Source organism: Pseudoalteromonas sp. BSi20439 (genome assembly GCF_000241165.1).
Classification (GTDB): domain Bacteria; phylum Pseudomonadota; class Gammaproteobacteria; order Enterobacterales; family Alteromonadaceae; genus Pseudoalteromonas.
On the sequence record NZ_BADW01000219.1, the window covers coordinates 1 to 12678 of the forward strand.

10 protein-coding genes are annotated in these 12678 nt (G+C 40.6%); 4 read left to right on the forward strand and 6 right to left on the reverse strand.

The genetic code is table 11. The features are described 5' to 3' along the window. From P20439_RS19115 to P20439_RS16815, 4 genes are all read right to left on the reverse strand, one after another. On the reverse strand, nt 1-145 hold a 145-nt coding region (locus P20439_RS19115; protein WP_193371998.1), incomplete at its 3' end, for an L-threonylcarbamoyladenylate synthase. 8 nt (nt 146-153) lie between these two features. After that, the gene (locus tag P20439_RS16805) at nt 154-951 is read right to left on the reverse strand and encodes a DUF6671 family protein (protein WP_008468621.1); all 798 of its coding nucleotides are present in this window, start codon (nt 949-951) and stop codon (nt 154-156) included. A 12-nt stretch (nt 952-963) separates the two neighbouring features. Further along, a complete protein-coding gene (locus P20439_RS16810) occupies nt 964-3381 on the reverse strand; it encodes a YbcC family protein (RefSeq protein WP_008468623.1) in 2418 nt (805 codons plus the stop codon). Beyond that, nucleotides 3378-4946 carry an NADH-quinone oxidoreductase subunit L gene (locus P20439_RS16815; protein WP_008468625.1) on the reverse strand — a complete coding sequence of 523 codons (1569 nt, stop codon included), beginning with the start codon at nt 4944-4946 and terminating at the stop codon, nt 3378-3380. The genes P20439_RS16810 and P20439_RS16815 overlap by 4 nt, the downstream gene beginning before the upstream one ends. Nucleotides 4947-5042: 96 nt before the next feature. On the opposite strand from P20439_RS16815, the gene P20439_RS16820 reads away from it, so the two are divergent. The 3 genes from P20439_RS16820 (at nt 5043) to P20439_RS16830 (ending at nt 8500) form a co-directional block, all read left to right on the forward strand. Beyond that, nucleotides 5043-5921, forward strand: a complete 879-nt coding sequence (locus tag P20439_RS16820) for a LysR family transcriptional regulator (RefSeq protein WP_008468627.1) — start codon at nt 5043-5045, stop codon at nt 5919-5921. Nucleotides 5922-6024: 103 nt separating this feature from the next. After that, the gene (locus P20439_RS16825) at nt 6025-7980 is read left to right on the forward strand and encodes a hypothetical protein (protein ID WP_008468629.1); all 1956 of its coding nucleotides are present in this window, start codon (nt 6025-6027) and stop codon (nt 7978-7980) included. Nucleotides 7981-8041: 61 nt separating this feature from the next. Further along, nucleotides 8042-8500, forward strand: coding sequence for a thioredoxin family protein (locus P20439_RS16830; protein ID WP_008468630.1), 459 nt, complete (start codon nt 8042-8044; stop codon nt 8498-8500). Nucleotides 8501-8540: 40 nt separating this feature from the next. Here P20439_RS16830 and P20439_RS16835 read toward each other — a convergent pair whose 3' ends face one another. Beyond that, entirely contained in the window at nt 8541-9851 is a 1311-nt protein-coding gene (locus P20439_RS16835; RefSeq protein ID WP_008468632.1) for a DASH family cryptochrome, read from the reverse strand. A gap of 131 nt (nt 9852-9982) precedes the next feature. After that, nucleotides 9983-11710 carry a DUF885 family protein gene (locus P20439_RS16840; protein ID WP_008468634.1) on the reverse strand — a complete coding sequence of 576 codons (1728 nt, stop codon included), beginning with the start codon at nt 11708-11710 and terminating at the stop codon, nt 9983-9985. Between the two features lie 436 nt (nt 11711-12146). On the opposite strand from P20439_RS16840, the gene P20439_RS16845 reads away from it, so the two are divergent. Then, the gene (locus P20439_RS16845; RefSeq protein WP_008111358.1) at nt 12147-12653 is read left to right on the forward strand and encodes a zf-TFIIB domain-containing protein; all 507 of its coding nucleotides are present in this window, start codon (nt 12147-12149) and stop codon (nt 12651-12653) included. Nucleotides 12654-12678 lie beyond the last annotated feature (25 nt).

A 12678-nucleotide genomic window follows, 5' to 3' on the forward strand; every position in this document is an offset into this window, starting at 1 on the left:
AGGCATCACTGTTAGTCGCATCTGCGGCTAAGCCATAAACGGTTTCTGTGGGTAAAGCGACGCATTCGCCGGCTTTTAATAATGCAACGGCTTGGTTAATACGCTCTTCAGTATTTAATAATTGAGTTGGTTGTAATGATGTCATAATAACTCTTAAGGATTACAAAACTGGCAATATGTTGCATCGGCAACGTGTTTTTCATTCGCTTCAATATGGTTGTAGCCGCAGCTATCACACAAAGAGGTTGTTGATTTTACTTGTTGTGTGGGCATGTTACACAGCTCACAGAGCAAGCCTTTAGTGAGTTGTTTGGCAACAAAGTTAGCACACTGGCATTGTGGACATTTTGATGCCAACCGCCTTGCTAAGTCCTCGGCAGCGAGGCGAATAATAGCTTGGCGTTGCCCACTATACATAGCTCTTAAATCAGGCGTGATTATGCCGGCTTTGGGCGCTTTTTCTGTAAATAAAGCAACCAAGCCTTCAAAGCTTAGCCCTTTATAAAGTGTTTGAGTGTCATCAAGTATCCAGTGTTGCTTTTTATAGCGCTGGCATGCAGCCGTGATCGATTCAACATTAGTCTCGCTGTTAATGGCTAAGCTGCTGGGTGAAAATGGCCCGCCAGCGTGTCCATAAATAGCAGTATTAGTGCGCTTATCGTAAAAACAAATTACTTCTTCATCCCAGTTCATTAACCCAGGGTGTGGGCCACCTCCAAAGCTGCCTTCACTTCCAAGCCCATATTGCTCGCCAGTGAGTTCACATGCGCGTTGAGCTTTTATTAGTGCCGCTGTTTGGGCACTGCAATCACGCTGCACCTCATTAGTAAACATCCCAAGCGTATCGGTATCAAATAGACTGGTTGTTACCACATTATAGCCAAGTGGTTCTAATGCAGGAGCGATCAAAGGTGCCTTTTTATGTTTAGTGGCAATGACGGCTTTTAACATTGATCATGCTCGCTATTTAGAGGGGACAACTGTAGTGAAGTGTCCATTTTCAAAGCGCTCTAGCGTATTGTCATCGCCCCAACGAATGAGTGTTAGCCAATGGTTATCAATTAGTTCCTTCACCATCGTATGCTTGTTATAAATTGCTGAGATTGCTGCTTGCGGCGCAGCAATATATACATTGAGGCGAATAGGTTCGTGCATCCATTTATCGCCATTGTGTAGCGATTGCATAGCTAAGCCAATGCGCAGGTCGCCGCCATTACCTTCAAATAAGCCTATGTTACCGCCCACCGCATTATGAAGTATTTTATTACCACTGCCGTATTTGTGATTGTCGTTAACTGAGGCATTGTATTGGCTATTGATCCAATGGGTGACTATCATAGGCGCGGTCATAATAAGCTCTAATATTGCAAAGTCGTTATCGCTTTCCCAGTCATAATCGTGTAAAAAACAGCGTCCCTGTAAGTTAATATTTCGCGTCCATGCGCGCGGCGCGACAATAAAGGCGGCATTATTTGCAAGCCCCCATTCAGGACGTACCTGCGACCAATCGCGGGCACGTTGATGATAAGCGTGATTAATTTCATCCGCTGATTTATCAACCAGTGTTGGTTCTATATTAACTAAGCGCTCTTGCTGAGCTGTTTGTGTTGCCACACTGAGCCATTTTTTTAGATTATCATCCAATTGAGCATTATAGGTGGTGATCACATCTGTGGTTGTATTATGAATGGCTGCAATAAACTGGGTGTTTTCTGGCAGTGTGAGTCCTCGAGTTTTAAGCGCTTGACGTACTTGAGCATCGTTAAGTAGGCTTGCGAGTACTCGCACATTAACTTCACCACTTTGCCCGCCACAGGCGCCGCAATCTAGGCCTGCACTGTGTAAGTTATTGGTTGTATGGCTAGCGTGACCCACTAACATTACCTGAGGCGCTAACGCTTTTATACCTAAAGTTGTAAGCACTTTTTGGGCTAAATCGGTTTTGTCTTTTAGGGTAAGTTGCTGTTGGTTTTGTGTTAATTGCCAATCAGTCGGAGTGCACTTTTTAGCATCGCCTTTAGATAAAAAGGTATTTTTTATTAATTTAAATGCGTATAGCCAACCTGCTGATTCAACCATAGAAAACGATGAAGGAGCCGATTTTGACCAGCTTTGCCATGTTGCACTATTTTGGCGTGATGCTTCAAGGGTCGCGTCTTTGTGAGTTTGCGTGGCATGTATAGCCGGTTTAAGTAGCCCAGGGAGCTGTGGGCGGGTAATAGCACTGCCATTTTCTTGATATTCCAGCGGTAAACCAAAAAAACCAGCAAAGCCAAACGTTTCAATATGTTGACTTTGAGATTCAAGCGCACGGCGAATCACTTCCGAGCGTACATCAATACAAAAAACAGCTTGTAATTGAGCGTTTTTCACCGGGGCTTTAGTCGCGTTTTGCAGCGCATCATTAAGCGGGTATTGAAAGCTGAGTTCTAGTGCTTTTGCCCATACCCATAATGGCTTTTGTGCTAGTTTATGTGCATGTAGGCGCTCAACGACAAGCGCCTTTTCTTGTTGCCACTGGCTTTGTAGTTGTTTAAATGTAGCACTATCATGATTGGCTATATACTGCCAAATCACTAAGTCCCATGCCATGCGCATGGCCAGAAGTTGCTTCATCTCATCTGTTGGGGTGTTGTATAGCTGACCTTGAAAACGTAAATACGCAAGCCACGATGCCCAGCCGTTAATATCTAAAAGCAGTGAGTGTGCATATAATTCTAACGATTCATTATCTATGTTAAGCGTTTTAAGGGTCAGTGCAATCAGTTCATCTGCGCATGTGGGTAATTGCTTAAAGTAGCCATTTAAATGCCGTTCATCCATAACAATGCTAATGCCTTTATCTGCTTGAATAACAGTTAGCCAATGGCGATATAATTCAGATGGGGCTTTAGTATCATTTCGATGCAGCATAGGGCCGAGTTGTTGATAGTGCGCAGCACAAAACTGACTTAACTGATGAGTAATTTCATCATGCCATGCCATTTTATGCTTATTACGTTGCTGGTCGAGTAAATCAGCAATGTTGTGCCAGTCTACTAATGGCACATCAATCTTAAGGCTTTGTAATAGTTGCTCTTTATTAAAGTCACTATTGAGTAGCGTTGCGGCATCGGCTAAATGTTTGTCGGTAATTATGCCGGTGTTATATTTTTGCAGATAAAAATCTTTAGGCATTAGCATGTTGGCATTACATAAGGTATCCAGTCGTGCGCTTACATCTTCAATTGGCATATGGCGCATTTCCCAAAATGGGTTAACTGCAATCATCTGATCTAACGGCCAGTTTGGTGCTATGTAACCGCATACTTTATTAAGTAGGCTATTTTGACTCTCGCTTAGCGAGAGTGCTCTATTATCTGAAGGCGTTAGAGTGCTCATTTTGATTCCTCAATAGTGATCCCAGCGGCATGATTTTTTAAATCAGTGTGGCCATTATTAGGCAAATTTATCGGCCATATTTTTAGTGTTAATCGTGTAAACCACTCATCTAAATACAAGCCTGCAAATAATAAAGTAGACAATGATTTAACCTGAGGGCGCCAAGACTGATAGCGCAAACAATAGCTTGCTATCATTAAGGTTAAAATAAGGGCTATTACCCAACTGTCGGCTAGGCTAAATGCAGGTTCGCGCCACTGCTCAAGGGGAAGTGCAAACGCAAAAATATTTTTAGCCGCCACATAGCTAAAGACCACTAATAGTGCAATTAACAGCTTTTTACTACGTGTTTTAGCCGTAGCTGTACCATGCTGATTGGCAAGCAAAATGGTTAACGCTGATGCTAAAAGCAACCAAATACTTACCGCTCCCTGATAAGAGCTAATAAACCATGCTGCGCCAACGATTATTATTGAAACAAACGCACCGGTTAACCAAGCAAAGCATGCGGGTGATTGTTTTGGCATATGGCGACGGATCAGATCTTCATTTACGCCGTTACCTGAGTTTAAAAATGCGAAAGCTTTATAAGTTGAATGGGTAACAAGGTGAAGTAAAGCCAGTTCAAATAAACCTAACGCACACTCTACCAGCATTAACCCCATTTGTGCGCTTGTAGACCAAGCTAGCCTTACTTTAACGCTTATTCGGGTGGTCATTATTAATGCGCTGATCACCGTAGTTAAACCTGCAACAATTAAAATTAACCATTGTGCTGCGCTAGCTTGAATAAACAAAGGCGCAAATAAAATTAATAAAAAGCCACCTAAATTAATGACTCCCGCATGCAATAACGCGCTCACCGGTGTCGGTACTTCAACCACTTTAATTAGCCAACCGTGTATTGGAAGTTGAGCACATTTTATTAAAGCCGCAAAGGCAATTAAAAAAGCGGCGACTTGCTCTGCAAAAGACAGTGGTTGTGTGGTGGTGTGATAAAAGGCGGTTATATCACTTATGTACAGACTATTGTGAATGAACCACAAAATACCTAATGCAATTAGTAATAAGGATTCGGCAACACGTGCCACAATAAATTTTTTATGGGCGGCAAGCACCGCTCGTGGGCGCTCAGGGTAAAACATTAAAAGTTTATGTAGTGCTAAACTTATCGCCACCCAGCCTAGCCAAAATAGCGCTAAGTGGTTGCTCATAACCACAACTAATACGGCAGTGATGGTAAGTAGTAGCCATCGCCAAAAGTAGTTTACACGTGGCTCACCTTGCATATAGTGCTTACAAAAGCGAATTAATATCAGCGTGATAAATAATATAAGCCCCAGCATAATAATTCGGGTCATGGTCAGCGATAAGAAACTGAGTAAATTAAAAGCATAAATTTGATGAAGCGTAATAGCTGTTATAAATGCAATGCTATTAAACACCATTACTTTAAACAGCACATGACCATTTGAAGCGCGCGATTGTTGGCCAATTAACCAGGCTGCTATAAATGTGCTCAAAGGCATTATTAGCAGTAACAACGAAATAATATACTCACTCATTCAGTGCTCCTTATTTAGTGATCAAAGTATGGCAAACTAGATAACTAAATAAAAATAGATATAATGCATATAAACGTTCTATAAAAGAGAACAATAATGAGCCGTTTAAATTATCATCACTTATATTATTTTTGGTCGGTTGCTCGTATTGGTAACTTAACCCAAGCTGCGAAAGAGCTGCATTTGTCTCAGTCAGCGCTCTCTACGCAAATAAAACAATTAGAGCACACCATTAATATTGAGTTATTTGAACGTAAAGGCCGCACACTCGCATTAACCGATATGGGAAAGCGGGTGCAAATGTACGCCAACGATATATTCACCAAAGGGGAAGAACTGTCTTCTTTTATTCATAAAGGGGTGATTTCGCAAACTCAGCATTTATCAATCGGGGTGCTCAATACGCTCTCTCGTAACTTTATCGAAGAATTTGTTAATCCCTTAATGAGTAATGACGAAGTACGATTTTCACTGACTGCAGGTCGTATGGATGGGCTGCTAAATGGTTTGGCAGAGCACGAACTGGATTTAGTTTTAACCAATAAACCCATCGGGCTTGAGCACTACGATCAGCTTTGGCAAAGTCAGTTGGTATCTCGTCAGCCATTAGCTATAGTTGGTCCAGCTGATAAAAAAACACGCGGCCAATTTCCATCAGGTTACACGGATGCACAATGGGTGTTACCCGCTAAAACCTCCGCCATTAGAGACTCATTTAATGCTTTATGTGCTCGCTGGCAATATCAGCCAAAAATAAAAGCAGAGGCTGATGATATGGCTATGCTGCGATTACTTGCTCGTGATAGTGGTGCACTATCGGTATTGCCATCAGTTGTAGTAAAAGATGAAATAGAACAAGGAATACTGGTTGAGTATCAGCGTTTACCCGATGCGTTTGAGCATTTTTATGCCATTACCGCGCAGCGAAAATTTGTACCAGACATATTAAAGTCACTGCTTGCCAAAACCTGCTAATTACTTTTAAGGTATTTTTTTGTGTCTGTTGAATTATTAACCTTAAAGTTCTGTGCTAAATGGCCGATACAATAAGTCATTGTACTGAAGATTAAGGATAATCATGGTTAATAAACTACAAGGCAATTATGCTAACCTAAATGCGTTGCTTGCCCAATCGGTCAATAATTCAAACCAAACCACGGTGCCCACAGGCTTGCAATCGCGTGCTCACTTAGCGCCAAGTTCGGCAACAATCACTGATGAAATGCTCAGTCAGTTTAGTGACCAACAAGTCGATGAAATACTTAATCAGCAATTATCCTCGTTACTCACGATTTCCAGCACACCCAGTGGCTCAAATTATAAGCTCTCTAGTGAAGAGGTTGCACTACGTACGGTAATAAGCTCTCAGCAAGAGGGCTTATTAAAAAACGAACGCAGTGATCAGTTAATTGAGCGCTTAAATTCTTCGGTAAAAAATATCCAAGGTGCTTATGCCAACACTAGCGTTATTTTATCAAACTTGGGGCAACTGGGATTTAATCAAAAAACATTTTTAGCATCTAGCCAACAGCGTGTTGAACGCTCACTTAACCCTTTCATGGAAAGTTTTAACCGTGAGCGATATGAAGACGATGATAACTATGGGTTTGAGCTTTCGGTAAAAACCAAAGAAGGTGATGTTATTAAAATCACCTTTCATTCTGCACAAGGTTACGATGAAGAAAGCGGCGAAACCACTGATGAATTTAGTGTAAGTTATAAAGTGGATGGCGACTTATCAGAGTCTGAACACCAAGCATTAACGCAAGTACTTTCTGGTGTTGGCGAAATGGCGGATGAATTTTTTAAGGCTAAACAAAGCGCTTACAGTCGTTACGTACCCGCAAACCAAGCTGATTTAGATTTAAGTTTTCTGAGCAATTTTGATAATAAAGAACTTTCGGGTTTTGATTTGTATTTTTCAACGTCAGAGGGAAATACTGCCGATGCTGATGGAGCGCTCCTTGGAACAGATAATGAGCTTAATTTAAGTTATACCCTTGATGAGGATTCTGAGCAGCAAATACTGGAGTTTGAATCGGTAAACGGACAAAACAATATTGATTTTTCGCTTGATATGTCAACCATTGGTGCTCAAGACAAAAGCCAAATGCAACAATACATAAAAGCGCTCGATAAAAGCTTAGAAGATAGCCTGCTCAATAGCTCTGAGAAAAGTACACGCTCTGCGTTTGGCCACAAAAGTGACGAAGTGATGAGACAAGGGCTGGCTGTATTTAAAAGTGCGTTTAGTAGTATGTCATCAGCCGCTGAACGCTATAGTGAAATTGAGTCGGTTGCTACAAAGCAGTTTACTAATGGACGCGAGCTTGTCGCTAATTTAGTTGACAATATGATCACCAAAGATCCACGCTACCAAGGGCTAGGAAGCAGTGATAAAAATTCCTTAGGCGATGGGATTTCTAAGTTAGCTGATTTTGATGCAAAATTCTCTTTTGCAATGGATCAGGGAGATTACATAGCAACAAGCACCACAAAGCTGAGTCAAAATACAGAACACCAAAAATCAGCAGGGTTAACTGGGGTCACTCAAGATAAAACGGCGAGCACGCGTTTTAATTATGAAGAAGGTAACCGCTCAGACATCCCCCCTGATTATTATGATAAACAAGAAAATTACACTATTGGTACCGCTGTAAAAAATAACGAATTGGTTGCCCTTGATCAGGCTCATGAGGTGGATGTAGATAAAAAAGTGTATCAGTTTAATCCCGAAATATCTCAATACGAGCTAAAAAAAGAATTGAAAGAAACCACCACCAGTGAGAGTAATATTCGCCTTATTAACGATATTTGGCTTGAGAAAAATGAAGATAGTCATAGTATGGATGAAAGAAAACGACTCAGTGGTGTGGGGGCGACAAACGAGTTTAGAACAACATCGAGTTATTCACATACGCAATTAGTGACGTTAATCGGTGACTTAGATAAATTAGAACAAAACAAAGAAGCCAAACGTGAGTATTTAGCTGTTTTATCTCAGGTGAATAATTTTATGGACAAAAGTAAGTAAATGTATTCACTTAAATTCGATTATGGGTATAGTAGCTAAAATGCTTTTTAAGTATAAGATTATGTTTAAACAATTAATTTTACTTTTAATGTTGAGTTTACCACTGGCATTGAATGCAACGCTCAAACCACACTCGGACGCTATTACTGCTAAGCGTTTATTAAGCTATCACGATAAATTTGCTAAGCAATACCAAACATTTTCGCCGACACCGCAAGACGTTGCATTGATGCAAAAATTAGCAGGTAAAGAGGTGTTAGTGCTTTTAGGTACGTGGTGCCATGACAGTGTCCGTGAAGTACCTCGATTAATAAAGTTACTCGATGAGTCTAAGGTTAAACTCTCGAAAATAACCTTTGTTACAGTCGGTTATGATAAACGTGATGAGGCAGGTATTGCTCTAGCGCATGACTTACAATATACCCCCACTTTTATTGTTAAGCATAACGGGGTTGAAGTTAACCGCGTAGTAGAAAAACCCAGCGGCACTCTCGCCCAAGGTTTAACCTTAGGCTTATAACGAGAGTCAGCTAGCCAATATCATGTTCGAGGTTTTATTTTTACACTGGCCAATCAGCGGCGTCTAAGTCATCTAATTGTGCATCGCAATGCTCATTTCCTTGCCACTTGGCAATGTATACACCGTGCGGATCATATTGCTGGGTTTGTTTTTGCAAATTAAAGTGACGTCCGCCGCGCGGATCTACACCAACTCCAGCAATATATTGCCAATTACCCCAATTCGACGCCACATCGTAATCGATTAACTGTTGCTCAAAGTAAGCCGCACCATAGCGCCAGTCTAGTTGTAGTTCGTTCACTAAACAGCTAGCAACGATTTGTCTTGAGCGATTGCTAATAAAGCCTGTTGCGTTTAGCTCTTTCATAATGGCATTAACTAACGGGTAAGGTGTACTGCCTTGGCACCATTTAGCAAAACGATTCGGGCTAAACGTGGTCAGTGGCGAGCTTTGTTTCTTACCTTTAAAGGTAAATAACTGATGCTTAACATTAATTGCATGCCACTTGAAATACTCACGCCAGAGCAATTCAAACTTGATCCAGTAAGTTGACTCGTTTGCTCCATACTGCGCTTCATAAGCATCTACAGCACAAAAAACTTGCTTGGCACTAATACAGCCAAAAGCCAGCCAACTACTAAATTTTGTTGAGTTATCAAAGCCATCCAGCTCATTGCGAGTGATTTTATAGCTACTCGGTAAAGCCGATGAAAAGTACTGCTGGCAGTGCTCAAGCGCAGCCTGATGCCCACCAAGTAATTGTGTATTCCCTGTTGCTGGCTTTTCTATCGGTTGTTTTGCGCAAAGTATAATAGGTGGAGGCAATCTTGCCGCTGAAAATGTATGTGTGGCTAAACTAATTTCTGCCGCTTCAATTTTTTTTCTAAAAGGTGTAAAGCCGGTTGGTAAATTAGCTAGTTCAAAGGGCAGTTGCTGTTGTTGATATAAAGTATCTTGCATCACAGATTTAAATACCACAGTCGTGCATTTTGACTTAAGAGCACTAATTTGGCGCTGTTCATATACACCTATTTGCTGGCTATATACAACTTCGTCAATGCTAAGCTCATTAATACGCTGTGTTAATACCTCAACTGGATCGCCTTCAATAATATGTAAAGTTTGGCCAAGCTCTAAAACAGACTCCTGTAGCTCATATAGGCTTTGCATTAAAAAGCGTTGTTTGTGGACACCATAGGGTTTTTGTTGGTAGCTATTGCTTTTAAACCAAGCAGGGTTAATCACAAAGACCAGGTCCAACTCACATTGTTGCTGTGATAAATCATTGAGTATGGGGTTGTCGTCAATGCGCAAGTCATTTTGCAGCCAATACAGAATACGTTTTTTCATACTTATGCTCTGGTTTTTAAAATCATTTATTTTACGAAGCAAAAGCGAGCAGAGATTAGTTATGAGGTGTTTAATAGGGCTTTAAAAAGAGGCGATAATAATACCGCCTCTCAATTTGTTTCCGTTGTATCTTAGATAGCTAATTCTTGATGTGCTATCCAGTCGTTAATTACATCTTCAAGTACCGCCATAGGAAGTGAACCTTGACCAATAACGGTGTCGTGAAAGCTGCGTATATCAAATTTAGCGCCTAGCTGTTTTTCGGCTTTTGCACGCAGTTCGCGTATTTTAATTTCGCCCATTTTGTATGAAAGCGCTTGGCCTGGCCATGAAATATAGCGGTCTATTTGATCTTCCACGGCGCTTTGTGGCAAGGCGGTATGATCAGCCAAGTAATCAATCGCCTTTTGGCGGCTCCAGCCAAAGGCATGAATGCCGGTATCAACCACTAAGCGCACTGCGCGCCACATTTCGTAGCCTAAACGACCAAAGTCACTGTATGGACTTTGGTAAAAGCCCGCTTCTTTACCTAAACGCTCTGTATAAAGTGCCCAGCCCTCGCCAAATGCTGAGTGACTCAGTGTGCGTCTAAATTCAGGAACGTCTAACTCCATTGCAATGGCGTTTTGTAAATGATGCCCAGGAATAGCTTCGTGCAGGCTAAGTGCTTCTAAATTATATAAAGGCTGCAGTTTTGGAGTTGAGGCTAAAAAATAAGTGCCAGGTGAACGGTTATCAGCAGGTGGCATATAAAACGCACCGCGACTCGCTGAGCCTTTTATAGTAAAAGTGTTACGCGGCAAATGGCCAAAGTAAGTAGGGAGTTTGCCATACATTTTTTGGGTTATAAAAGCGGTTTTTTCTAGCAAATCTTGGGCGTCTTTTGCGTAAAATTGCTCATCGGTTGCTAAAAATTCTAAAAAGTCACTGTAGCTGCCATCAAAACCAACGCTATCAATAATGGCTTGCATTTGTGCTTTAATGCGCGCCACTTCTTTTAGACCAAGTTCATGAATTTGTTTAGGGGTAGCATCAGTGGTGGTGTAATAATTAACCGTGTAATTGTAGTAATCAAGGCCCCCTTTAATACTTGCAATACCCGGCTGAGCTCTACAATGTGGCATGTATTCATTTTTAAAAAAGTCGTAAAAGTGCTGATAAGCAGGAACTACTTTTTCTTCAATTAATGTTTTAGCTTTATTTTGGTAAGTTTCTTTTTGCGCTGCAGTAAATGTATTAGGGATGCGAGTAAATGGCTCATATAAGGCGCTATTCTCAGGTTGTTTAACTATATGAGCGCTAATGCTTTGGCTGTAATTTTCAAAGGTTTTACAATAATGAGTAAACCCTGTTTTTATACCTTGTTTCATTAAATCAATATTTTGCTGATTAAAGCGCGGGTAGTCACTAAGGCTAACTAAAAATGCGTTGTAATCATCAGCGGTTAAAAAGGCCATGTTAGCCGGCGCTTCTGCAAAGTAAGTATGCCAGCCACTTAAAAAATTAACCGGAAAATACTTATCTTGATAAAGGTAGCTTTGTTGCTCTGTTTCTCGCTCATATTTAAATAAGCGGTAGTTCATTAGCTGCTCGCTATTGAGTGTTTTTGGGTCAATGTTGGCTAAGCTTTTTAGTACGCTGTTGTTGTAAGCTTGGCGCTTAGCAATGGCTTGTTCACTCCAATTTGGCAATGTGCCGTTTGGTTTCCAACCGTCTGGATCGGTTCTAAAAAATATTTTTTCAGCTTTGGCGTTTTGCCAGTGATTATCAATAATGGTTTTTAAATCGCTGTTACTGTCGGCTAAGCTTGGCAGCGAGGTGGCTGCTAAGGCAATAGCTAAGATTGTTTTTTTTAGCATGTTGAATTTCACTTTTTAAAATTTTAATTATTATTTATGTGCGCTGATTTTATGATAATAACAAGTTCACTCAATTAATGCGTTGGTTTTTAACAACAGCCTAGCTTATTGTTTTACTGGTGTTTAAAATGAAAAAATAAAACATACTGTAGTAGCCATGTTTAATAATGTAATTTCGTTAATCGATCCGGCGAATAGCCAACACCCATATATTTATTGAGCTTTACTTGTTTAGCTTTGCAGGTTCAAAACCTGATTATGATGAAGAAAAATGGATTGGGATTATTCGCCACACGTGACAAAAAATGCCAGATGATGCACATGAGTTTGTATTGGCAGGTCACACTACATTGCTACCACCATTAATTGGCCTGATACACAAAGCATTAGAATAACTATTTAACTTTAGGTATTAAAATAAAAAGGATTTTTGAAAATGTTGTGCCCTCGTACAAATACACCATTGGAGCCTATATTAGTTGGCGGCATCACTGTTTATACATCGTTTTTAGGCGGCGTATTTTTTGATAATAGCCAAATTTTTAAATTTAGCTCGCCGGAGTTAAAGCATGGTCAGGTTTTACTTAAGTATTTGAGTAATTATGCCGAGGGTGAATACGATGTATCGCTACGAATTAATTGCCCAAAGTGCAAAAAAGTTGTGATGATGCGCCGGTTTTTTTCACCGCTCAAAGTGGTTGAAATAGATGAGTGCCCAAGCTGTGCAGGAATATGGCTTGATAGTGGCGAATTAAGCAAAATACACGAAAATCATCTAACACCCAAAGAGCGTAAGTTATTAGCTAATGAGATGGCAACAAACCATGGTTTCATATCTATTAAAACGCCAAAATCGAAATATTATCCTAAAGCGCCTAAAAACGTTCAAGGCACTACAGTTGAACGGCTGGTGCAATTGGCATTACTTAATTTTGAATCATAAAAAACGGCGTCCTATAAAGTACGCC